The sequence below is a fragment of the Reyranella sp. genome, assembly GCF_965229815.1.
Lineage (GTDB): Bacteria > Pseudomonadota > Alphaproteobacteria > Reyranellales > Reyranellaceae > Reyranella.
Map to the genome: position 1 here is coordinate 1286269 of NZ_CBDDJN010000006.1, position 22348 is coordinate 1308616.

The following is a 22348-nucleotide window of genomic DNA, read 5'->3' on the forward strand; positions in this document are numbered from 1 at the left end:
TTCCTCTGCTATGGTCGCCGGACCCCTCACATCAGGCCATGGCACGATGCTTCGACAGACCCTTCTTCTCGGCATCGCCGGCGTCGCGTTCGCCGGCACCAGCGCAGCGCAGCAGCGCGGGCGCGACGACCTGCTCGACGCCCTGACCCGCCACATCCAGATCTGCAGCGAGATCGCCGACACGCAGCAGCGCCTGTCCTGCTTCGACCGCCTGCAGACCCAGGTGGGCGGCGTGACGCCGCCGGCCGCGGCGGCGGCCCCCGCGGCGGCCGCTCCCGCCCCGGCGATCACGCCCACCCCGCTCCAGTCGACCCACCAGTCCCAGCCGACCCCGCTCATGCCGTCGTCGGGCGGCTCGGCGATCAGTTCCGAGCCGCTGAACCCGCAGCCGCTCGGCGTGCCGGGCGGCGGAGTCGCCACGCTGGGCGCAGGCGCGCCGGCGTCGCAGCCGCAGGACCCCAACGCCGCCTTCGATCCCCGCACCTCGAGCTATCGGCCGGGCGAATCCCTCGGCCCCAAGCCGCAGCCGCAGCTGCGGCGCACCGGGCCGCGCCCCATCCCCTATTCGTCGTCGCCGCGGCCGCTCGTGACGCTCGCCGCCAACAACCTCACCTATGGTGCCTCGCGCTACTGGCAGGTGACCGTGACGCTCACGTCGAACACCGGCAACCCGATCAGCACCCAGGCCGAGTGCACCTTCATGAACGCCGGCCGGGCGGTCACGACCGACTATCTCGGGCCGATCATGATCCAGCCGGGCGAGCAGATCTCGACCGAGCTCATCGGCCCGCCGACCACCTCTTACGTCGACGCGAGCAACTGCAAGCTCATGAGCCCGTGACGCCTTCATGATCTCGACCCTCGTCCTGCTGCTGGGTCCCTTCCTGCTGGGCTATCTGCTGGGCTCTATCCCGTTCGGCCTGCTGCTGACGCGCGCCGCGGGCCTCGGCGACATCCGCAAGGTCGGCTCCGGCAACATCGGCGCCACCAACGTGCTGCGCACCGGCCGCAAGAGCCTGGCCGCCGCGACGTTGCTGCTCGATGCGCTGAAGGGTGTGGCGGCGGTGCTCATCGCCGCCCAGATGGGCCAGCTCGCCGCCGTCGGCGCCGCCGCGGGCGCCGTGATCGGCCACATGTTCCCGGTCTGGCTGTCCTTCCGCGGCGGCAAGGGCGTGGCCACCACGCTCGGGATCATGTGGGGCCTGTCGTGGCCGGTCGGCGCCATCGCCTGCGCGACCTGGCTCGCGATCGCCGCGGCCTTCCGCTACTCCTCGCTCGCCGCCCTGGTCAGCGTCGCCGTCGCTGCCGTCTCGGCGTGGTTCCTGACCGATTCCCGCGCCGCCTTCCTTCTCACCCTGCTCGTGCCGCTCGTCTGGCTGCGCCATCACGAGAACATCGCGCGTCTCCTGCAGGGCGACGAGCCGCGGATCGGCCAGCGCGGCAAGGCCTCCGCGTCGGGCGCCTGAGGTCGTCGGGGCGCAGTCCGGAGCACCTGCCACGCCCTCTGCTCCGGGGACCTATGCATCGAGTTCCCTGTTGTCGCACCGGCCTTTCGGGCAGTCTCCCGCGGCCATGAAGAAGCCCGCCCGCGCGCGCCTGAGCCCCGATACGCCGCCACCCGCCCGTCGGCGGTCAGGCCGCTGACAGTACGCCGCGACAGCTGCCCGCCCGGATGACCGCTTCCAGCGCCGCGCCGACGAAGGGCCAGGCTGCCCTTCCGTGGGCCCTGATCGCAGCGGCATGCCTCGGTTCGTTCGCCGCCAGCTCGAGTGGCACGACGCGGGCCCCCTTCCTGCTGTCGATGTCGGACGACCTCGGCATCAGCATGCCGCTCGTCGCCAATCTCGTGACCCTGACGGCCACGGCCTGGGGCACCGTCTCGGCGCTGGCCGGATACCTGTCCGACCGCGTCGGTCGCCGCCCCGTGCTGGTCGGGGCGCTGTTCGCCCTCGCCCTCACCCTCGCCGCGCAGGCCGCGGCCGGCTCCTTCGGCTGGGTCGCCCTGTGGGCGGCGATGGGCGGCGGCTGCGCCGGCGCCTTCACCGGCGTGGTGTTCGCCGAGGTCTCCGGCCGGGTGCCCGACAGCCAGCGCGGCCGCGCGCTGGGCTGGGTGATGAGCGGCCAGTCGCTGACTCTGCTGGTCGGCATGCCGATGGCGGCGGCGGTCGGCGCCTTCGTGGGCTGGCGCGGCTGGCTACTCTGCGTCGGCGGCTTCGCGCTTCTGGCCAGCCTCTGCCTGTTCGCCACCGTCGGGCGCGGCACGGCGGGCCATATGCGCGCCGCAGCGCGGCCGCCGCTCCGGCGGGCCCTGTCGCGCCGGGTGCTGGGACTTCTCGGCACCGGCGTGGCCGAACGGATCTGCTACGGGCTCGCCGCCGTCTACTTCGCCACCTTCCTCGAATCGACCTATCACCTGTCGCTGATCGAGATCGCGCTCCCGCTGGCGGTGTTCGCCATCGGCAACGTCGCCGGCACGATCCTGGGCGGGCAGCTCGCGGACCGGCTGCGCGACCGGCTGCTGACCTTCGCGGTCGCCATGGCGCTGTCAGGCGTCGCCGCGCTGGCCCTCTTCCTCTGGCATCCGCGCCTCGAAGTCTCCGTCGCGCTGGGCTTCGTCTACGTGCTGCTTAACGCGCTCGGGCGACCGTCCTACATGGCGTCCCTTGCCGCGGTGCCGGACGACGTGCGCGGCACGGTGCTCGGCCTGAACGGCACCTCGGCCAGCGTCGGCTGGATCGGCGCCGCCGCGCTGGGCGCGACCATGATCGGATGGGTGGGCTTCGAGGGGTTCGGCCCCCTCGCCGCCCTGCTGGCGCTGGCCGCCGCGGCGGGAGCGCTGTGGAACCGCCGCCGCGCGTCCTGATCGGGAGATCGCGGCGATTTACAATCACCGGTAGATTTACCGATCGCGTATACAAGGGTATTGTCGACGCATGTTCGACGGCCCTCCCGCTTCCGAGCTCGATCCCGGTGAACGGCGGGCGCGGCTCCGGCTGGCGCGAAGCCCGCGCATAGGGCCGGTCACGTTTCGCGAGGCCGTCGACCATTTCGGCTCGGCCCGAGCCGCCTGCACCCGGCTGCCGACCGTCGGCGAGAAGACGATCGCCCGTGAGGAAGCCGCCCTCCACGGCGCCGGCGGACGGTTCCTGGTCGTGGGCGATCGGCTCTACCCGGCTTCCCTGGCGGCGCTGCCGGATGCACCTCCCGTCCTGTCGGCGATCGGCAACATGGCGCTGCTCGCCACCCCCGTCGTCGCCATCGTCGGCGCCCGCGAAGCGTCGCTCGCCGCCTGCCGGTTGGCGGGCGAGCTCGCCGCCGCGCTGGGCGCCTCGGGGTTGACCATCGCCTCGGGGCTCGCCCGCGGCATCGACGCCGCCGCCCACCGGTCGGCCCTGGAGACGGGAACGATCGCGGTGCTGGCCGGCGGCATCGACCAGGTCTATCCGCCCCGGAACGCCGACCTGCACGAGGCCATCCGCCGCCGCGGCCTGCTCCTGGCCGAAGCCCCCTGGGGCACCCGCCCCATCGCGCGCGCCTTTCCCCGGCGCAACCGCATCGTGAGCGGCCTGTCGCTGGGCGTCGTGGTCCTCGAGGCCGCCGCCGCCTCGGGGTCCCTGATCACGGCCCATCGCGCCGCCGAGCAGGGCCGCGACGTCTTCGTAGTCCCCGGCTCCCCGCTCGACCCGCGCTACGCCGGATCCAATGCCCTTATCCGCGACGGGGCCATTCTGGTGCGCGACGGCAACGATATTCTGAGCGTGCTCCAGCGGCCACGGACAGCCAGCCACCCTGTTGAAAAACCACGAAAAAATAACCCTACGCCGGAGGCGGCCGATGTCCTCTCCGCCCTCGGCCCCGTCCCCACTGCGGTTGACGAACTGGTACGCCGATGCCAAGTGTCCGCGGCCACCGTAGCGGAGATCCTCCTGGCGCTGGAGCTTGAGGGCCGCTTGGAAAGGCACCGGGGTAACCGTGTATCTCTGATCTAGATCAGTGATTTAGCTCCGGATCCTAAAGTCAAACTGGAGCATTATCCGGCGATGGACGTACTGGTCGTCGAGTCCCCGGCCAAGGCAAAGACCATTGGGAAGTATCTCGGCCCCGGCTACACCGTGCTGGCCTCCTATGGTCATGTCCGCGACCTGCCGGCCAAGGACGGATCGGTGCGCCCCGACGAGGACTTCGCCATGGACTGGGAGGTCGATTCCCAGTCGCAGAAGCGCCTCGACGCCATCGCCCAGGCGATCAGCAAGGGCGGCCGGCTCTTCCTCGCGACCGACCCGGATCGCGAGGGCGAGGCCATCTCCTGGCATGTCCGCGACGTACTCAAGCGCAAGAGGGCGCTGGACGGCGTCGACGTGAAGCGGGTCACCTTCAACGCCATCACCAAGCAGTCGGTGCTCGACGCGGTCGCCCATCCGCGCGACCTCGACCAGGACCTGATCGACGCCTACATGGCGCGCCGTGCCCTCGACTATCTCGTCGGGTTCACGCTGTCGCCCGTGCTGTGGCGCAAGCTGCCGGGCAGCCGTTCGGCCGGCCGCGTGCAGTCCGTGGCGCTGCGCCTGATCTGCGAGCGCGAGGCCGAGATCGAGGTCTTCAAGAGCCAGGAATACTGGACGGTCGACGTGCTGTTCGGCACGGCCAAGAAGCAGACGCTGAAGGCCCGCCTGACCCATCTCGACGGCCGCAAGCTCGACAAGTTCGATCTGCCGACGCGCGAGCGGGCCGAGCAGGCGAAGCAGCAGATCGAGCGGCGCGCCTACTCCGTGGCCTCGGTCGACCGGCGCCAGGTCCGGCGCAACCCGCCGCCGCCCTTCATCACCTCGACCCTGCAGCAGGAGGCCTCGCGCAAGCTCGGCCTCGGCGCCGCCACCGCCATGCGCATCGCCCAGAAGCTGTACGAGGGCGTCGACATCGGCGGCGAGACGGTCGGCCTCATCACCTACATGCGCACCGACGGCGTGCAGCTCGCCCCCGAGGCGATCGGCCAGACGCGGCGGCTCATCGAGAGCCGCTACGGCCAGAGCTACCTGCCCGCCAGCCCGCGCGTCTACACCTCCAAGGCCAAGAACGCCCAGGAGGCGCACGAGGCCATCCGCCCCACCGACCTCTTCCGCACGCCGCAGGACGTGGCCGCCTACCTCGACAGGGACCAGCTCGGCCTCTACGAGCTGATCTGGAAGCGCACCGTCGCCAGCCAGATGGAAAGCGCCGTGCTCGACCAGGTGACGGTGGACATCGCGAGCGGCGACAAGACCGTGCAACTGCGCGCCACCGGCTCGGTCGTGAAGTTCAACGGCTTCCTCACCCTGTACGAGGAAGGCAAGGACGAGACCTCCGAGGACGACGACGGCAACGCCCTCCTCCCCGACGTCGCGCCCGACGAGGCGCTGGAGCGGCGCGAGGTCCTGCCCGAGCAGCACTTCACCGAGCCGCCGCCGCGCTATTCCGAAGCGAGCCTGGTCAAGAAGCTCGAGGAACTCGGCATCGGCCGGCCCTCGACCTATGCCAGCATCATCGAGGTCCTGCAGCGGCGGAACTACGTCCGCCTCGATCGCAAGCGCTTCGTGCCGGAGGATCGCGGCCGCATCGTCACCGCCTTCCTGCAGACCTATTTCCCGCGCTACGTCGAATACAACTTCACCGCCCATCTCGAGGATGAGCTCGACGAGATTTCGGACGGCAAGATCGACTGGCGCCAGGTGCTGCGCGAATTCTGGCGGCAGTTCTCCGCGGCGGTCGGCGAAACCAAGGATTTGCGTGTCAGCGAGGTGCTGGACAAGCTCGACGCCGAGTTGGGTCCGCACTTCTTCCCGGCCAACGACAATGGCAAGAGCCCGCGCGACTGCCCGTCCTGCAGCAACGGCCGGCTCGGGCTCAAGCTCGGCAAGTTCGGCGCCTTCATCGGCTGCTCGAACTATCCGGAGTGCCGCTTCACGCGCAAGCTCGGGATCGTCGACGCCGAGGCCGACGCCTCCTCCGGCGCCAACCTCGACAAGCCGCGTGTGCTGGGCACCGATCCCGCCACGGGCAAGGAAGTGACCCTGCGCAACGGCCCCTACGGCCTCTACGTCCAGCTCGGCGAGCCCGAGGGCAAGGAGAAGCCCAAGCGGCAGTCGCTGCTGCGCGGCATGACGCCCGACGACGTGACCCTCGAGAAGGCGCTGGCGCTTCTGTCGCTTCCGCGCGAACTCGGCCCCCATCCCGAGGATGGCGAGCCCGTGCTGGCCGGCACCGGCCGGTTCGGGCCGTACGTCCGCCACGGCAGCAAGTACAAGACGATCCCCGCCGACGAGAGCGTTCTCGACATCGGCATGAACCGAGCCGTGGCGCTGCTGGCCGAGGCCAAGAGCGCCGGCCGCGGCCGGGCCGCCAAGCCGGTCCGCACGATCGGCAACCATCCGTCCGACGAGGCGCCGGTCGAACTCTACGAGGGCCGCTACGGTCCCTACGTGAAGCACGGCGGCGTCAACGCCACCGTCCCGCGCGACCTCAAGGTCGAGGAGCTCACCCTCGACCAGGCCGTCGCCCTTCTCGCCGAGCGCGCCGCCAAGGGCGGCGGCAAGAAGCCTGCACGGACGAAGAAGGCGGCGAAGGCCAAGAGTGATGCCAACGGCGCGGCTGGAGCCGCGTCGGCCAACGATACGAAAGCGAAACCAAAAACTGCCAAAAAGAAATCAGCGCCCAAGCCCAACGCACGGCGCAAGTCGAAGTCCGACACCCCGCCCCGCACCGGAACAGATGGCTAAGGGGCGGGTTCCCACCCGCGACGAACTGCTGACCTTCATCCGCGAGAGCGCTACGCCCGTCGGCAAGCGCGAGATCGCCCGCGCCTGGAACCTCAAGGGCGACCAGCGCATCGAGCTCAAGGCGCTGCTGCGCGAGCTGCGCGACTCGGGCGAGATCGAGGCCGACCGCGCCAAGACCTTCCGCGATCCCGCCGCGCTCAGCGACGTCGCGGTGCTGGAGATCGTGCGCGTCGACGGCGACGGCCACCTGATCGCGGTACCGCGCAAGCACGACGAGGAGAAGGACGGGCCGCCGCCGCGCATCGAGATCGCGCCGCAGGCCGTCCGCGGCGGTCCCGCGCCGGCCGTCGGCGACCGGGTCCTGGCCAACCTCAAGCGCCGCGGCAAGGACGCCTACGAGGCGCGCATCATCCGCCGCCTGGGCAGCGGACCGCGCCGCATCCTCGGCCTCTACGAGCAGCCGGCGGGCGGCGACGGGATGGGGCTGGTGAGCCCGACCGACCGCAAGGTCCGGCAGAGCTTCGAGGTCCGCCCGGCCGACCGCAACGGCGCCGAGCCCGGCGACATCGTCTGGGTCGAGGCGACCGGCGGCGCGCTGTCGCGCCGCGCCCGCGTCGTCGAGCGCATCGGCCCGATGAGCGACCCGCGCACCGTGAGCCTGATCGCCATCGCCGCCAACGACATCCCCGTCGAGTTCCCGCCGGCGGCGCTGGAGGAGGCCGAGCGCGCCCGCGCCGCGCCGCTCGGCCACCGGCTCGACCTGCGCGACACGCCGCTGGTCACGATCGACGGCGAGGATGCGCGCGACTTCGACGACGCGGTCTATGCCGAGCCCGATCCCGAGCATCCCGGCGGCTGGCGCCTGCTGGTCGCGATCGCCGATGTCGCCTGGTACGTGCGCCACGACAAGCCGCTCGACCGCGCCGCCTACCGGCGCGGCACCTCGGTCTACTTCCCCGACCGCGTCGTGCCCATGCTGCCCGAGGCACTCTCCAACCACTGGTGCTCGCTGGTGCCCGGCGAGGACCGGCCGGTGCTGGTCGCCGAAATGTGGATCGACGGCGCCGGGCACCTGAAGCGCCACCGCTTCCATCGCGCCATGATCCGCTCGGCGGCGCGGCTCACGTACAACCGCGTGCAGCGCGCCCAGGACGGCGCGCCGGACGCCGAGATCGCGCCCCTGATGGAGCGCGTCGTGCGGCCGCTCTACGGCGCCTTCCGTGTCCTGCTGGCGGCACGCGACAAGCGCGGCGCCCTCGACCTCGACCTGCCCGAGCGCCAGGTCAGGCTGGGCGAGGACGGCCGCATCGCCGAGATCGGCGTGCGCGAGCGGCTCGACAGCCATCGCCTGATCGAGGAGTTCATGGTGCTGGCCAACGTGGCGGCGGCGCAGGCGCTGGAGCAGCGCCACAGCCCTTGCCTCTATCGCGTCCACGACCAGCCGGACGCCGCCAAGATCGAGGGCCTGCGCGAGTTCCTGGGAACGCTCGGCGTCTCCCTCCCGGCCGGGCCGCGGCTGCGGCCCGCCGATCTCAACCGCGTCCTTCACCAGGTCGAAGGCAAGCCCGTCGCGCGGCTGGTCAACGAGACGATGCTGCGCAGCCAGAGCCAGGCGGTCTACAGCCCCGACAATCTCGGACATTTCGGGCTCGCCCTGGCGCGCTACGCGCATTTCACCTCGCCGATCCGGCGCTTTCCCGACCTGATCGTCCACCGCGCCCTGATCGCCGCCTTCGGCCTCGGCGAAGGCGGGCTGGCCGACGCCGACAAGGGCCGCTTCACGGAGTTCGGCGAGCACCTGTCGATGTGCGAGCGGCGCGCCGTTGCCGCCGAGCGCGGCGCGATGGACCGCTACGTCGCCGCCTTCATGTCCAGCCATGTCGGCGCCACCTTCCCCGGCCGCGTCACCAGCGTCACCCGCTTCGGCCTGTTCGCCGAGCTCGACGCCACCGGCGCCGACGGCCTGATCCCCGTGCGCTCGCTCGGGCAGGAATTCTTCCGGCACGACGAGGGCCGCCAGGTCCTGGTCGGCGAACGCACCGGCGAGACATTCGGGCTGGGCGACCGCCTGCGCTTGAAGCTGGTCGAGGCCGACATCGCCACCGGCGGGCTGCTGTTCGAGATCGTCGAGGTGATCGAGCGCGTCGAGCGGCATGCCTTGCCCCGTGCGACGCGCGGCATCCGACGCGAGCCGCGGCGTCCGGTCGCGCACCACCGGTCGGCTCGGGACAAAGGGTCGCGACGACGCCGCTAGGCCGAGGCCTCATCCTGTCCGGATGGGCGAACAACCTGTCTTGGTCGATACCTGGACGGCCATGCTGCGCGGCTGGCGCGGCCGGTGTCCGCGTTGCGGCGAAGGGAGCCTCTTCGGCGGGTTCCTCAAGATGCGCAGCCACTGCCCGGCCTGCGAGCTCGCACTCGAGCCCTACCGGGCGGACGACGCCCCGGCCTATTTCACTATTTTCGCGGTCGGTCACATCGTGGTCCCGCTGGTCCTGGTGGTCGAGCGCCTGGCCAAACAGCCGCCGCTCTGGATCCATGCCCTGCTGTGGCTGCCGCTGTCGGTGCTGCTCGCCCTCTATCTCCTTCCGCACGTGAAGGGCACGGTGATCGCGCTGCTGTGGGCGCTGCGCGTCGCCGCGCCCAAGCCGTCGACGGGCGGCCTCGATCCGTCGCCCTAAGGCGTGGCCGCCGGAGGCCGGCCTGTGTTATTGTGGAAAGTGCTGGGAATGGAGTGGTGTTGATCCCTTTTTTCCAAACGGTCCTTTCGCGCGCGGCGGCGTCCCTTCTTTCCGCCGCCCTGGTCGTTTCCTGCGCGACCTCCACCGAATCGCCTCAGGCCAGCGGCAGCAACCCCGCCACGGCCGCCGACGTGGGTGTCGAACGCGTCATCCTGCAGGCCTACCGCGCCATCGGCGACCGCCATCTCTTCCAGCCGAATTTCCGCACGCTGTCCGCTGAAACCTATCGCGGCTTCGCCATTAGCGACCCTTCCCTGGCGCTCGAGACGACCGAGGGCGCCTACACGATCAAGCGCGACGGCCAGACCGTGCTCAGCCGGCCGACGCCGGCGGATTCGGCCGACGGCAAGGCCTGGGGCGCCCTTCTGGCCGAGCTGATGGCGGGCTCGCTCGAGGCCTCGCCGGCCCTGCAGCAGACCGACCGCCAGCTGCTGATCCGCGAGGCCATGCGGGCCACGACCCGGCAGCTCGATCGCAACACCCGCTACGCCGACCCCGACGAGGCCCGCGACAACCGGTTCCAGCGCGACGGCGGCGGCGGCATCGGCATCACGGTCGAGCGCACCGAGGACAAGAAGATCATGATCCGCGCGGTCCAGGACGGATCGCCGGCGGACAAGGCCGGGGCAAAGGACGGCGACGAGATCCTGGCCATCGACGGCGAATCGATGATCGGCAAGACGCTGGGCGACGTCGTCGCCCATCTGCGCGGCGCGGTCGGAACGCCGGTCGTGGTCACCGTCGGCCGCGTCTCGCCGCCCGCGCAGCTTGCGCTGCCGATGAAGCGCGGCCGCATCATCCCGACGACGGTCACCTACGAACGCCGCGGCGACGTGGCGCTGATCCACCTCACCGGCTTCAACAGCGCCACCACCGACAATCTGAAGGCGGCGATGGAGCGGGCGAACGCCGAGATCGGCAAGGGGCTCGCGGGCGTCATCATCGACATGCGGTCGAACCGCGGCGGCCTGCTCGACCAGGCCCAGACCGTGTCGGAACTGTTCATCGGCAACGGCACCATCTTCTCGACCAACGGGCGCCATCCCGACAGCCGGCGCACCTACAAGAGCTCGAACGGCAGCAGCAGCACCGGCCTGCCCATCGTGGTCCTGATGAACGGCGGCTCGGCCTCCGCCGCCGAGATTGTCGCCGCCGCGCTGCAGGACCGCGGCCGGGCGGTGGTCGTCGGCTCCACCAGCTACGGCAAGGGCACCGTGCAGACCGTCGTTCGGCTGGCCAACGAGGGCGAGCTGATCCTCACCTGGTCCCGCCTGCAGGCGCCGTCCGGCTACACGTGGAACGAGCTCGGCGTGCTGCCCAACATCTGCACGTCGAAGGTCGGCGACATCGGCCATCTCGGGCCGACGGCGGTCGATTCCAGCCAGGCCACGCTGATGCGCTGGCATGCGCTGCGCAACCCGACGCACGAGGAAGTCGCGAACCTGCGGAAGATCTGCCCGCCCGGGGATTCCAGCCCCGAGCAGGATGTCGAGATCGCCACGCGGCTCCTGCGCGACCACGGGCTCTACGCCCATGCCGTCCAGGCCGCCACCCAGCAGGCCGCCCGCCCCTGACGCTTCCGGGGCGTCCCCAGCCCGCTTGACACGGCGGCTGTGCCGACTACTTTGCCGGCCTTCCAGAAATTCGCCCTGCGGGGCTTAGGGACAAATCATGGCCAAGCCGACCTCGATCCTGATCAAGATGGTGTCCAGCGCCGACACCGGCTTCTTCTACGTGAAGAAGAAGAACCCGCGCACCAAGACCGAGAAGCTCGAGCTCAAGAAGTACGATCCGGTCGCGCGCAAGCATGTCGTCTTCAAGGAATCGAAGATGAAGTGACCTCCCGCAAGGGACGTCATCCCGGGCGAAGCGCACGGGATCCGATCGAACCAGCCGCCCGTCCGGGCGGCTTTTTCGTGGGCAAGGACGCTCGGGATGACAGTCAATGTCGGAGCAACTAGGGTGCGCCCTCCCAAGAACGGAGGGAATTGACCATGAGCGCACAGCTTTCGCGCGACGACTGGAAAGGCCGCGTCGGCGGCCTGAGCTACCGCAACCAGGCTTTCATCGGCGGCAAGTTCACACCCTCCATCACCGGCAAGACCTTCGACTGCGTGAACCCGGCGACCGGCCAGGTCCTGACCAAGGTCGCAGCCTGCGAGCAGGCCGACGTCGACGCCGCCGTGAAGGCCGCGCGCGCCGCGTTCGAGAAGGGCACGTGGGCCAACATGCCGCCGGCCAACCGCAAGCGCATCATGCTGAAGCTCGCCGAGCTCATGATGAAGAACCGCGAGGAGCTGGCGCTGCTCGAGACGCTCGACATGGGCAAGCCCATCGCCTTCTCGACCACGGTCGACATCCCGGGTTCGGCCAACACCGTGCAGTGGTTCGGCGAGGCGATCGACAAGATCTACGACGAGGTCGCGCCGACGCCCGGCAACGTCGTCGCCATGATCACCCGCGAGGCGGCGGGCGTCGTGGCCTGCGTCGTGCCCTGGAACTTCCCGCTGCTGATGGCCTGCTGGAAGATCTCGCCGGCACTGGCGGCCGGCAACTCGGTGATCCTGAAGCCGGCCGAGCAGTCGCCGCTGACGGCGATCCGGCTGGCCGAGCTCGCGGCCGAGGCCGGCATCCCCGAAGGCGTGTTCAGCGTCCTGCCGGGCTTCGGCGAGACCGCCGGCCAGGCGCTCGGCCGCCACATGGATGTCGACGTGCTGGCCTTCACCGGCTCGACCGAGGTCGGCAAGTACTTCCTGAGGTACTCCGGCGAATCGAACATGAAGCAGGTCTGGCTCGAGTGCGGCGGCAAGTCGCCGAACATCGTGCTGGGCGACGCGCCCAACCTCGACATCGCCGCCCGCCGCACCGCCTTCGGCATCTGGTTCAACCAGGGCGAGGTCTGCACCGCCGGCAGCCGCCTGATCGTCGAGGACAAGATCAAGGACCAGTTCCTCGAGAAGGTCATGGCGATCGGCCAGAAGATGCAGCCGGGCGATCCGCTGGACCCCAAGACCCAGATGGGCGCCATGGTCGACGAGACCCAAACCAGGCGCGTCATGGGCTACATCGAGGCCGGGCAGAAGGAAGGCGCCACGCTCAAGATGGGCGGCAAGCAGGTCCATATCGACAATGCCGGCAGCTTCATCGAGCCGACCATCTTCGATTCGGTCGACAACAAGATGAAGATCGCCCAGGAGGAGATTTTCGGGCCGGTCCTGTCGGTGATCCCGGTCAAGGATCCCGAGCAGGCGCTCAGCGTCGCCAACGACACGATCTACGGCCTCGCCTCGGCGATCTTCACGTCCGACATCAACAAGGCGTTCAAGTTCGCCAAGGGGCTGCGCGCCGGCTCGGTCTGGGTGAACACCTACGACGGCGGCGACATCACGACGCCGTTCGGCGGCTACAAGCAGTCGGGCATCGGCCGCGACAAGTCGCTTCACGCCTTCGACAAGTTCACCCAGGTCAAGACGACCTGGATCCAGCTGGGCTGATCGCCCGCACCATCGTGCGCGCTACGAGGCAGGGCGGTGAGCCGCCCTGCCCCGACCCGCCGCCCTCGTGGCCGGCAAGGCAACCCACGGGCGCCGGCATCGTTGAAGAGCCTCCCGGCGCCACCCGTACAGGAGCGTCATTTCCGCCGCCTACCCTCCGCAGGAGGCGGCAAAGCACGGGAAGGTGCGATGAAGATCCGCGTCGGATACGAGCTCGTCTACGACTTCCCCCAGCCCACGCCCATGATCCTCGTGCTGGGGACTCATCCGTCGCGGGCGGCGGACGTGATCGTGCCGGACGATCCCACCACCGATCCTGCCGTGACGATCTCGCCCTATCGCGACGTCTACGGCAACCGCTGCAGCCGCCTGGTGGCGCCGGCGGGACGCATGCGCCTGTCGGGCGACGGGCTGGTGCGCGATTCGGGCCGGCTCGACGAGGTCGTCCCGTCGGCGCGCCAGCTTCCGGTCGAGGAGCTGCCGTCGGAGACGATCGTCTACCTGCTGGGCAGCCGCTACTGCGAGACCGACAGCCTTTCCGAGACCGCCTGGAAACTCTTCGGCTCGACGCCACCGGGATGGGCCCGCGTCCAGGCGATCTGCGACCATGTCCACGCCCATCTCACCTTCGGCTACGAGCACGCGCGTCCGACCAAGACGGCGCGCGAGGCCTTCGAGGAAGGCAACGGCGTCTGCCGCGACTATGCCCACCTGGCCATCGCCTTCTGCCGCTGCCTCAACATCCCGGCGCGGTACTGCACCGGATACCTCGGCGATATCGGCATCCCGCCGCCCGGGACGCCCATGGACTTCGCCGGCTGGTTCGAGGCCTATCTCGACGGCCGCTGGTACACGTTCGACCCGCGCAACCACGTGCCGCGCATCGGCCGCATCCTGATCGGCCGGGGCCGCGACGCCTCCGACGTGCCGATCACCCACACGTTCGGCCCCAACACGCTCGTCAGCTTCAAGGTCTGGACCGACGAGGCGTAGGCCCGGCCGCCCGGAGAGAGTGGTTGCCTGTCGCTCGGCCTTCTTCCTAGACTCCGGCCCCATGGTCCGTTCGCGAGCCCCGGTGCCCGAGGGCATCCAGCGCAGCATCGCCCACGGCCGCTTTGCCGAGGCGGCGGCCGGGCTGCGCGTCCTGGCGGGCCGGGAGCCCTCGATCCCCGTGCTGGTGGCCCTGGCGGACATGACGTTCCAGCTGGGAGAGCTCCAGGAGGCCAAGGAAACCGCGCTGAAGGCCGTCGAGGCCGATCCGCGCGAACACCCGGCGCGGGTGCTGCTCGCCCGTGTCCGGGCCGCACTGGAGGAAACGGAAGAAGCCCTGGCCGATTTCAGGGCCGCCCTCGAGCTGGCGAGGCCGCGGATGGCGCCTCCCGGCAACGGCCCCATCGCAGTACCGGCGCATCAGGCGCTGCATAACCTCGAACAGCTCATCTACCTCGAGCAGGTCGACCGTCTCCCGCCCGGCACCCTGCTGCCCGTCCCTCCCGGCGTCCGCGAGGTGGCGCAGCGCAAGCTCGGCGAGATGCTCACTGCCTCGACCGACGAGATCCCGACCATTCCCATGGGCGGCCAGTACGGGCGGACGGTGGCCGACCCGCCGCTGCGCCTGCACGACGAGCCGCTGCCCGCCCGCTGCCTCAACCCGCGCAACGACTGGAACGAGGTGCTCGCGGCCTTCGGCGGCGGCGGCAAGGGGATCATCTGCGTCGACGACCTGCTCACGCCCGAGGCGCTCGCCCAGCTCCAGCGCTTCTGCCTGCGCTCGACCGTGTGGCGGCGGCCCTACCCGCCCGGCTATATCGGCGCCAACCCCGAATCCGGCTTCTTCAGCCCGCTGCTGCTGCGCATCGCCGCCGAGCTGCGACAGGCGGTTCCCGACCTGCTGGGCGGCCATCACCTGAACTACTGGTGGTCGTTCGTGTGCCAACACCTCAAGCCCGGCACCGACATCCACGCCGACCAGTCCGACATCAGCCTCAACTTCTGGATCACGCCGGATTCCGCCAATCTCGACCCCGCCGGCGGCGGGCTCGACGTGTGGGATGTCGCGGCGCCCGACGACTGGACCTTCGACGACTACAACAGCGGCGGCCGCGACATCCGCGCCTTCCTCGAGCAACGCGGCGCCCATCAGAGCTCGATTGCCTACGGCGAAAACCGGGCGCTGCTGTTCCGGGGCTCGATCTTCCACCAGACCGCCAGCGTCCGGTTCGCTTCGGGCTTCGAGAATCGCCGGCGCAACGTGACCATGCTGTTCCGGCGCACCAACGGCTAACCAGCCGGGACGCGCCTCACGTCTTCGCGTTCAGCACGGCGTCGGTCGTGGTCACCGTCGCATACTCTCCGTCGAGCAGCGCCAGGGTGAGCTGGTGCACGTCCTCCGCGGGCCACAGGCGGCCGGTCAGGTCGCGCTTGTCGCACGACCAGCAGGCATCGCCCGGCAGCAGGACGGTGAAGCCGAGATTGGCCGCGTTGCGCACCGATGCCTCGACGGAGTTGGCGAGCAGCACGCCGCAGATCACCAGCCGCGGCCGTCCCATCGCCTCGAGCCGCATCGTCAGGTCGGTGCCGATGAAGGCGCTGTGCACCCGCTTCGCGACAACGGTCTCGCCCGGTCGCGGCGCGGTGGGCTCCAGGAAGTCGTTGCCTTCATGGCCGGGACGGAAGGGCGAGCCGGGGCGCGTGCCGTCGTGCTTCACGTGCACGATCGGCGCGCCGCCCATCCGCCACGCCGCCAGCAGCCGCCCGATATTCTCCTCTGCGCCAGGATTGTTGCGCGGGCCCCATTGAGGATGCCGCATCGCCTTCTGCTGGTCGATCAGGACGAGGACGTCGTCGGCCATCGCCGCCTCATCCACCGGCCAGCGGTGCGCCGTCGAAACCGTCGACGCCGAGGCCGAGGAACCGCGCGATGGTCGGCGCGATGTCGGTCAGGCTGGTAGCCCGCGGCGCATGGCCCGCCAGGCGCCCGCCGTCGTTCACCATGAGGAAGGGCTGCGTCTCGTCGGGCCCCCAGCCGCCGTGCTGGCCACTGCCGATCGGCACCGGCTTGCCGCCCTCTGCCGCCACCCAGCGGCGCCCCGGCACGCCGTAGGGATTGGCCTCGGCCCGACGGGCCATGTTGACCGCCGCCACCACGCCGTCGCGCGCGGCAAAGCCCCGCGTCGCCAGCGCATCGCCGACCACGACCTCGGCGGCCCACGGCTCGCGGCGCATGGCGTCGAGCACGCCAAGCAGCGCGTCGCGCCCGGCCGGCGTCGCATAGAGAACGGCCGCGGTCCCCTGGCCCGCCACCGCCACGTCGCCCTCAGCGACCTCTGCCGCCAGGCCGTGTTCGGCCAGCCAGTCCTCGATCGTCACGGCCTCGCCGATCGTCTCCTGCCCGTGATCCGAGCCGACCAGCAGAAGGATCTCCTCGCCCACCGCGCGCAGGCGCTCGACCCGGCGAACCACCTCCGCGACGCAGCGCTCGGCGCCAGCGAGCGCCTCGGCATGCGCCGGCGAGCCCAGCGGCACGCCGTGCAGCGTGTGGTCGGGATCGCACAGCCAGAGAAAGGCGACGGCGGGTTTGCCATCGTCCAGCACCTCATCGCAGAACCGCTGCGTCATCGCCCAGTCGCCCGCCGCGTCATGCGTCACCGCCAGCGCCTCCGGCGCGGCGATCGGCCGGCCGCCGGGCGCGAACGAGCCGCTGCGATGGTAGACGTGGCCGAAATTTTCCGGGTCGAGGAAGTACGCCGCGCCCGGCGAGACGTTGGAGAAGGCGACGAAGCCGCCCGCCTCCGCGACCCGCTCGGCGAGCGCCGGCACCCGGAGCGTGCCGCCGGTGGCGCGGCGCATGTGCGCGCGGAAGTCGGGCGCGCCGACATCGCGCACGACGATGCGCCCCTGCTCGACCAGGCCCATGCGATTGCCATGCAGGCCGTGGCGGGCCGGCAGGCAGCCGGTCGCCACCGAAGCCGCCGACACCCGCGTGACCGACGGGAAGACCGCGGCATGGTCGTCACACCACAGGCTCGTGCGCCGCAGCGATTCGAGCACCGGCGTGGTGTCCGGCCTCACCCAGTTCCGTCCCAGCCCGTCGCAGCAGACGAAGACCGCGCGGCGTGACCCAGCCATGCATCAAACTCCTTGCGCTTGCGGGAGGATGGTAGTCGACTTCCGCCAACAACTCAGGAGGAAACGATGCAACTCGGATATTTCACGATGCCGTCGCATCCGCCGGAAAGGCCCCTGAAGGACGGCCACGAATGGGACCTTCAGGTCATCCGCTGGCTCGACGAGCTGGGTTTCGCCGAGTGCTGGATCGGCGAGCATCACACCGCCCCCTGGGAACCGCATCCCTCGCCCGACCTGCTGGTCGCGCAGGCGCTGATGCAAACCAAGAACATCCGGCTGGGGCCGGGCGGCTTCCTCCTGCCCTATCACCATCCTGCCGAGCTCGCGAACCGCGTGGCCATGCTCGACCACATCTCGGGCGGCCGTCTCAATTTCGGCATCGCTGCCTCCGGCCTGCCGAGCGACTGGGCGATGTTCAACGTCGACGGCATGTCGGGCGTCAATCGCGACATGACGCGCGAGGCGCTGGACATCATCCTGAAGCTCTGGAGCTCGACCGAGCCCTTCGACTACAAGGGCAAGTTCTGGCACGTCACCAAGCCCGACACGATGTTCGGGTTCCTGAAGCCGCACATCAAGCCGCTGCAGGCGCCGCATCCGCCGATCGGCGTCGCCGGACTGTCCAAGGGATCCGACACGCTGAAGCTCGCCGGCGAGAAAGGCTACCTGCCGATGAGCCTCAACCTCAATCCGGCTTATGTCGGCAGCCACTGGGAAGCCGTCGAGATCGGGGCGGCCAAGGCAGGGCGCACGCCCGACCGCGGCCAATGGCGGATGGTGCGCGAGGTGTTCGTGGCCGACACCGATGCCGAGGCCATGAAGCTCTCGGTCGGCTCCTCCATGGGCCGCATGATGCGCGAGTACTTCCTGCCGCTGCTCGGCCAGTTCGGCTTCCTGGAGTATCTCAAGGTCGATCCGAACGCCGCCGATTCCGACGTCACGCCGGAATACTGTGCCAAGCACAACTGGATCGTCGGCTCGCCCGCGACGGTGGTCGAAAAGATCGAGAAGATCTACGACGAGGTCGGCGGCTTCGGCCAGCTGCTGGTGTTCGGCTTCGACTATGTCGACAACCCGCAGGCCTGGCGGCGCTCGCTCGAACTCCTGTCGAAGGAAGTGCTGCCGAAGGTGCAGCACCTCAAGCCGTCCAAGAAGACCAAGCTCGCTGCCGAGTAGCGAGAGCCTACAGGCGGCTCAGCCGACCGGCTGGGCCGCCTTGCCTGCGGCGGACGCTACAGTCTGCTGCAGATGCGCGACCAGCGCGTCATCCAGATTCAGGCGCGCAGCGAGCATCGCGAGGTAGCCCCGCTCGGCGGCGTTGTCGACGTCGATCGAAAGCAGCGATGCCGTGTAGATCTCGGCGGCCTCCTCCGGCGTCGCCGCCGCAGCAGCAACGGCATCGACGTCCAGCTTCGCACGCAGCTCGTCCATCACGAAGGCCTTGTCCTCCGAAGACAGGGGCAGCTTGTCCATCTCCGCGAAGATGCGCGCCTGCTCGTCGGCATCGACGTGACCGTCGGCCTTGGCAGCGGCTATCATGGCGCGAAGCAGGTTGCGCGCCAGCGACTGCTGGCCACTCTCGGTGGACGGATTGAACGGCGTGCCGCTGGGCGGCGGCAGCATCGGAAAGTTCTGCTGTTGTGGCATTTGCGCGGAGGTCTGCACGGGCGCCTTGCCCGACTGCCAGTCTCGATAGGCTTTGTAGGCCAGCGCGCCGACCGCGGCCATGCCCCCCATTTTCAGCGCCTCGCCACCGATCTTGCGACCAGTCTTGCTGCCCATGAGAATCGCCACCAAGCCGCCGGCCAGCGCACCTCCGCCTGCCCCCTTCAGAAAATCGGCGGGACCACCCTGGCCACCCTGGTTGGCTGTGCCTCCACCCTGACCGCCCATGAACTGATCCAGCAAACGCTTCGCGTCGAACATTCGGCCTCACCCTGATGTTTGCGACGATCCAGTTGGAGTGAGATTGTGGCAAAAGCGGGCTTGTCACGATGGTCGATTCGAGAGCATGGCCGCCGCGGCAAAGCCCATCGCGGCGACCAGCATGATGGCGGCCAGCCCCCAAAGGACCGGCGTGTAGCCGCCGAAGGCTGCCCAGGCGAGCGAGGCGACCACCGGACCGGCGGCGCGCATGACGTTCGTCGGCATGGTGAGTGCGCCCGACACGACGCCGTAGCCCTCCGGGCCGATGAATTCCGGCACCGCCATGCCGCGCAGGATGGTCACCAGCCCATTGGCGACCCCGTAGATGATGGCGAACAGGATCAGGCCATAGACCTCGTGGATGCCCATCGCCAGCATCGCCATGGAGATGGGAAAGGCGAAGTAGATGCCGGCACCGAGTTGGATGGTCGTGATGTGCCTCTGCCCGACCATCAGGAGGACCCGCCCGACCACCTGCATCGGACCGATCAGGGCGATGATGGCCATGATGACGCCGGTCGGGACGTGGCGGTCGTCGAGCAGCGGGATGAGGTGGAAGCTCATGGCCGAGAAGGCGAGACCGTAGCCCGCGAAGGCCACGACGAGGCCCCAGAAGGCCGGCACCCGGACGGCCGTCGCGAGCGGGTGGCGGCGCGGGCCGCTGTCCCGGGCCGGCTTGACCTCTGCGATCGGCACCGCCTCCTCGCGCGGACCGGGCACGAACGGCCAGTGCAGCAGCAGCCCGACACCGAGGTTGATGGCGGCCAGCACCATCAGCGCCGGACGCCAGCCGATATGCTCGATCAGGAACTGCGTGAAAGGGATGCCGAAGGTGCTGGCCAGGCCGCCGACGAAGGTCATGAGCAGGATGGCCTGCTTGTAGCGCGGACCGTAGACGCGGGTGATGACGGCGAAGGCCGGCTCGTAGAGCAGTACCGCCTGGCAGGCGCCGAGGCCGATCCAGATGGCGTAGAAGGCCGGCAGGCTGTCGGCCCGGGACCAGCCGAGCAGCAGGGCGGCGGCCGCCACGGAGCCGCCGGTCATCAGCTTGCGGCCATGGCCGCGGTCGATCCAGGCTCCCACGGGGATGGAGCAGAGACCCGCCACCAGCAGCCCGGCCGACAGGGCGCCGAACATGCCGCTGCGCGACCATCCGAGTTCCTCGGTCATCGGCACCACGAACAGCGGGAACGTGTAGTAGACCAGACCCCAGGAAATGAGCTGGCCCAGCGACAGCATCCACAGGATGGTCGATGGGCGCTTTCGCCATCTCGGCGCGACGCCGTCCCACGGCATAATACTCTGCCCTCGCCGCTCGATGTTGCCGGGCAGGGAAGGTAGCGCTGCAGGAGTTCGGAGGGTAGCCGCATGAGCGCCGTCAAGCGCGTCAATCTTGCCCTGCAGGGCGGCGGCGCCCATGGCGCCTTCACCTGGGGCGTGCTCGATGCCCTGATCGAGGACGGGCGGCTGGCCTTCGAGGCCGTGAGCGGCACCAGCGCCGGCGCCATCAATGCCGCCGTGATGCTGCAGGGCTGGGCCAGGAACGGCGGGCCGGGGGCCCGGGCCGCGCTGCGTGCCTTCTGGAATGAGCTCGGCACCCATTCGGTCGCCAGCCCGATCCAGCGCACGCCGCTCGACCGGCTGCAGGGCAACTGGAACCTCGACGATTCGCCCGGCGCGCTGTGGGCGGACCTCATCCAGCGCACCCTGTCTCCCTGGCAGCGCAACCCGCTGAGGTACGATCCGCTGCGCGCGCTGCTGGTGCGTCATTTCGACGAGAAGGCCGTGCGCGCCTGCCACGAGATCAAGGCCTTCATCGCCGCGACCAACGTCCAGTCGGGGAAGGTGCGCATCTTCACGCGCGAGGAACTCTCGATCGACGCCCTGCTCGCCTCGGCCTGCCTGCCCAACGTACACGACGCCGTCGTGATCGACGGCGTGCCCTACTGGGACGGCGGCTACCGCGGCAACCCGCCGATCTGGCCTTTCTTCTACGAGAGCGAGAGCCGCGACGTCGTGCTGGTCGAGGTCGATCCGCCGTCGCGCGAGGGCGTCCCGACCTCCAATGCCGAGGTGGCGGACCGCCTGAACGAGATCACCTTCGGCGGCGCCCTGATGGCCGAGATGCGCGCCATCGCCTTCGTCCATGCGCTGATCGACCAGGGCGGGCTGACCGAGCCCTTCGCCCGGCGCTACAGGCGAATCCTCGTCCATTCCATCGCCGATCCCGGCGCCCTCGCGGCGATGGGGGCGGTCAGCAAGTTCAACATCGAGCCCGCCTTCCTCGATCACCTGTTCGGGCTGGGTCGCCGCGCCGCGACCGCCTGGCTGGAGACGACGTTCGACAAGGTCGGCGTCGAGAGCAGCATCGACATCGCCGCGCGCTTTCTGTGAAGTGCGGCCATGCGGATCGGAATCGACCTCGGCGGCACGAAGATCGAAGGCCTCGTCCTCGGAGACGACGGCACGGAACGGGCGCGCCTGCGCGTGGCCACGCCGACCGCCGCCTACGAGGACACGATCGCGGCCATCGTCGAGCTGGTGGAGCGCCTCGAGCGCCTCGCCGGAGCGCACTGCCCGGTCGGCATCGCCCATCCCGGTGCGGTCTCGCCGGCCACCGGCCTCGTCAAGAACGCCAACTCGACCCGCCTGAACGGGCGGCCGCTGAAACAGGACCTCGAGCGCGGCCTCGCCCGCGAGGTGCGGCTCGCCAACGACGCGAACTGCTTCGCCGTGTCCGAGGCGACCGACGGCTCGGCGGCGGGTTGCGGGATCGTCTTCGGGGTCATCCTGGGGACCGGCGTCGGCGGCGGGGTGGTGGTCGACGGAAAGCCGCTGGAGGGCGCTCAGGCGGTCGCCGGCGAATGGGGCCACAATCCCCTGCCCTCGCCGCGCGACGACGAGCGACCCGGCCCCGACTGCTATTGCGGCCGCCGCGGCTGCATCGAGACCTGGCTGAGCGGGCCGCGCCTGCAGCAGCAGTTCGCCGACCGCACCGGCCGCACGCTGCGCGCCACGGAGATCGCCGACGCGGCGCTCGCCGGCGATCCGGCGGCAGCGGCGCAGATGGAGGTCTACGCCGACCGCCTGGCGCGGGCCCTCGCCGGCGTGGTCAACATCCTCGATCCCCACGCCATCGTGCTGGGGGGCGGCCTGTCGCGCATCGACGCGCTGTACCGGCGCGTCCCCGAACTGTGGCGCCGCTACGTCTTCTCCGAGCCGGACCACCTCGCCACCCGGCTGCTGCCGCCGCGGCACGGCGATTCGAGCGGCGTGCGCGGCGCGGCCTGGCTGTGGCCGGCCTGAC

At 70.0% G+C, this 22348-nt stretch carries 19 protein-coding genes; 15 read left to right on the plus strand and 4 right to left on the minus strand.

Annotated features, from left to right (window positions below):
- Positions 1–46 precede the first annotated feature (46 nt).
- The 12 genes from ACO073_RS17535 to ACO073_RS17590 all read left to right on the plus strand — a co-directional run bounded on the left by ACO073_RS17535 (position 47) and on the right by ACO073_RS17590 (position 15271).
- Positions 47–841: a hypothetical protein gene (locus ACO073_RS17535; RefSeq protein WP_421998967.1), complete on the plus strand. Its 795-nt coding sequence runs from the start codon at positions 47–49 to the stop codon at positions 839–841.
- Positions 842–848: 7 nt separating this feature from the next.
- Positions 849–1466 carry a glycerol-3-phosphate 1-O-acyltransferase PlsY gene (gene plsY, locus ACO073_RS17540; RefSeq protein WP_421998968.1) on the plus strand — a complete coding sequence of 206 codons (618 nt, stop codon included), beginning with the start codon at positions 849–851 and terminating at the stop codon, positions 1464–1466.
- 206 nt (positions 1467–1672) lie between these two features.
- Entirely contained in the window at positions 1673–2863 is a 1191-nt protein-coding gene (locus ACO073_RS17545; RefSeq protein ID WP_421998969.1) for an MFS transporter, read from the plus strand.
- Positions 2864–2933: 70 nt separating this feature from the next.
- Positions 2934–3989 carry a DNA-processing protein DprA gene (gene dprA / locus ACO073_RS17550; protein WP_421998970.1) on the plus strand — a complete coding sequence of 352 codons (1056 nt, stop codon included), beginning with the start codon at positions 2934–2936 and terminating at the stop codon, positions 3987–3989.
- 51 nt (positions 3990–4040) lie between these two features.
- Positions 4041–6752: a type I DNA topoisomerase gene (gene topA / locus ACO073_RS17555; RefSeq protein ID WP_421998971.1), complete on the plus strand. Its 2712-nt coding sequence runs from the start codon at positions 4041–4043 to the stop codon at positions 6750–6752.
- Positions 6745–9006, plus strand: a complete 2262-nt coding sequence (rnr, locus tag ACO073_RS17560) for a ribonuclease R (protein WP_421998972.1) — start codon at positions 6745–6747, stop codon at positions 9004–9006. Before topA ends, rnr begins: the two co-directional genes overlap by 8 nt.
- A 22-nt stretch (positions 9007–9028) precedes the next feature.
- The gene (locus ACO073_RS17565) at positions 9029–9433 is read left to right on the plus strand and encodes a DUF983 domain-containing protein (protein WP_421998973.1); all 405 of its coding nucleotides are present in this window, start codon (positions 9029–9031) and stop codon (positions 9431–9433) included.
- A gap of 191 nt (positions 9434–9624) precedes the next feature.
- Positions 9625–11067 (plus strand): S41 family peptidase, encoded by a 1443-nt coding sequence (locus ACO073_RS17570; RefSeq protein WP_421998974.1) that lies wholly within the window; start codon positions 9625–9627, stop codon positions 11065–11067.
- Positions 11068–11164: 97 nt separating this feature from the next.
- Entirely contained in the window at positions 11165–11332 is a 168-nt protein-coding gene (gene rpmG / locus ACO073_RS17575) for a 50S ribosomal protein L33 (protein ID WP_421998975.1), read from the plus strand.
- A gap of 155 nt (positions 11333–11487) precedes the next feature.
- Positions 11488–12987, plus strand: a complete 1500-nt coding sequence (locus tag ACO073_RS17580) for an aldehyde dehydrogenase (protein WP_421998976.1) — start codon at positions 11488–11490, stop codon at positions 12985–12987.
- Positions 12988–13176: 189 nt separating this feature from the next.
- A complete protein-coding gene (locus ACO073_RS17585; RefSeq protein ID WP_421998977.1) occupies positions 13177–13980 on the plus strand; it encodes a transglutaminase-like domain-containing protein in 804 nt (267 codons plus the stop codon).
- Positions 13981–14041: 61 nt separating this feature from the next.
- Positions 14042–15271: a tetratricopeptide repeat protein gene (locus ACO073_RS17590; protein ID WP_421998978.1), complete on the plus strand. Its 1230-nt coding sequence runs from the start codon at positions 14042–14044 to the stop codon at positions 15269–15271.
- Positions 15272–15287: 16 nt separating this feature from the next.
- Here the strand turns inward: ACO073_RS17590 and ACO073_RS17595 are convergent, their stop codons facing one another.
- Positions 15288–15839 (minus strand): cysteine hydrolase family protein, encoded by a 552-nt coding sequence (locus ACO073_RS17595; protein WP_421998979.1) that lies wholly within the window; start codon positions 15837–15839, stop codon positions 15288–15290.
- Positions 15840–15846: 7 nt separating this feature from the next.
- Positions 15847–17115: an alkaline phosphatase family protein gene (locus ACO073_RS17600; protein WP_421998980.1), complete on the minus strand. Its 1269-nt coding sequence runs from the start codon at positions 17113–17115 to the stop codon at positions 15847–15849.
- Between the two features lie 66 nt (positions 17116–17181).
- On the opposite strand from ACO073_RS17600, the gene ACO073_RS17605 reads away from it, so the two are divergent.
- Positions 17182–18291, plus strand: coding sequence for an LLM class flavin-dependent oxidoreductase (locus ACO073_RS17605; protein WP_421998981.1), 1110 nt, complete (start codon positions 17182–17184; stop codon positions 18289–18291).
- An 18-nt stretch (positions 18292–18309) separates the two neighbouring features.
- On the opposite strand, the gene ACO073_RS17610 is transcribed toward ACO073_RS17605, so the two are convergent.
- Together ACO073_RS17610 and ACO073_RS17615 are read right to left on the minus strand one after the other, a co-directional pair.
- Positions 18310–19041: a tellurite resistance TerB family protein gene (locus ACO073_RS17610; RefSeq protein WP_421998982.1), complete on the minus strand. Its 732-nt coding sequence runs from the start codon at positions 19039–19041 to the stop codon at positions 18310–18312.
- Between the two features lie 63 nt (positions 19042–19104).
- A complete protein-coding gene (locus ACO073_RS17615; protein WP_421998983.1) occupies positions 19105–20280 on the minus strand; it encodes an MFS transporter in 1176 nt (391 codons plus the stop codon).
- A 129-nt stretch (positions 20281–20409) separates the two neighbouring features.
- Between ACO073_RS17615 and ACO073_RS17620 the strand changes: the two genes are divergently transcribed.
- Together ACO073_RS17620 and ACO073_RS17625 are read left to right on the plus strand one after the other, a co-directional pair.
- Positions 20410–21435 (plus strand): patatin-like phospholipase family protein, encoded by a 1026-nt coding sequence (locus ACO073_RS17620; protein ID WP_421998984.1) that lies wholly within the window; start codon positions 20410–20412, stop codon positions 21433–21435.
- Positions 21436–21444: 9 nt separating this feature from the next.
- A complete protein-coding gene (locus ACO073_RS17625) occupies positions 21445–22347 on the plus strand; it encodes an ROK family protein (protein WP_421998985.1) in 903 nt (300 codons plus the stop codon).
- The last annotated feature ends 1 nt before the right edge of the window (position 22348 follow it).

What these genes read in the sequence shown, in the direction of transcription:
- ACO073_RS17535 (WP_421998967.1), top strand. Translation starts at nt 47, where the DNA reads ATGCTTCGACAGACCCTTCTTCTCGGCATCGCCGGCGTCGCGTTCGCC.
- plsY (WP_421998968.1), top strand. Translation starts at nt 849, where the DNA reads ATGATCTCGACCCTCGTCCTGCTGCTGGGTCCCTTCCTGCTGGGCTAT.
- ACO073_RS17545 (WP_421998969.1), top strand. Translation starts at nt 1,673, where the DNA reads ATGACCGCTTCCAGCGCCGCGCCGACGAAGGGCCAGGCTGCCCTTCCG.
- dprA (WP_421998970.1), top strand. Translation starts at nt 2,934, where the DNA reads ATGTTCGACGGCCCTCCCGCTTCCGAGCTCGATCCCGGTGAACGGCGG.
- topA (WP_421998971.1), top strand. Translation starts at nt 4,041, where the DNA reads ATGGACGTACTGGTCGTCGAGTCCCCGGCCAAGGCAAAGACCATTGGG.
- rnr (WP_421998972.1), top strand. Translation starts at nt 6,745, where the DNA reads ATGGCTAAGGGGCGGGTTCCCACCCGCGACGAACTGCTGACCTTCATC.
- ACO073_RS17565 (WP_421998973.1), top strand. Translation starts at nt 9,029, where the DNA reads ATGGGCGAACAACCTGTCTTGGTCGATACCTGGACGGCCATGCTGCGC.
- rpmG (WP_421998975.1), top strand. Translation starts at nt 11,165, where the DNA reads ATGGCCAAGCCGACCTCGATCCTGATCAAGATGGTGTCCAGCGCCGAC.
- ACO073_RS17580 (WP_421998976.1), top strand. Translation starts at nt 11,488, where the DNA reads ATGAGCGCACAGCTTTCGCGCGACGACTGGAAAGGCCGCGTCGGCGGC.
- ACO073_RS17585 (WP_421998977.1), top strand. Translation starts at nt 13,177, where the DNA reads ATGAAGATCCGCGTCGGATACGAGCTCGTCTACGACTTCCCCCAGCCC.
- ACO073_RS17590 (WP_421998978.1), top strand. Translation starts at nt 14,042, where the DNA reads ATGGTCCGTTCGCGAGCCCCGGTGCCCGAGGGCATCCAGCGCAGCATC.
- ACO073_RS17595 (WP_421998979.1), bottom strand. Translation starts at nt 15,839, where the DNA reads ATGGCCGACGACGTCCTCGTCCTGATCGACCAGCAGAAGGCGATGCGG.
- ACO073_RS17600 (WP_421998980.1), bottom strand. Translation starts at nt 17,115, where the DNA reads ATGGCTGGGTCACGCCGCGCGGTCTTCGTCTGCTGCGACGGGCTGGGA.
- ACO073_RS17605 (WP_421998981.1), top strand. Translation starts at nt 17,182, where the DNA reads ATGCAACTCGGATATTTCACGATGCCGTCGCATCCGCCGGAAAGGCCC.
- ACO073_RS17610 (WP_421998982.1), bottom strand. Translation starts at nt 19,041, where the DNA reads ATGTTCGACGCGAAGCGTTTGCTGGATCAGTTCATGGGCGGTCAGGGT.
- ACO073_RS17615 (WP_421998983.1), bottom strand. Translation starts at nt 20,280, where the DNA reads ATGCTGTCGCTGGGCCAGCTCATTTCCTGGGGTCTGGTCTACTACACG.
- ACO073_RS17620 (WP_421998984.1), top strand. Translation starts at nt 20,410, where the DNA reads ATGAGCGCCGTCAAGCGCGTCAATCTTGCCCTGCAGGGCGGCGGCGCC.
- ACO073_RS17625 (WP_421998985.1), top strand. Translation starts at nt 21,445, where the DNA reads ATGCGGATCGGAATCGACCTCGGCGGCACGAAGATCGAAGGCCTCGTC.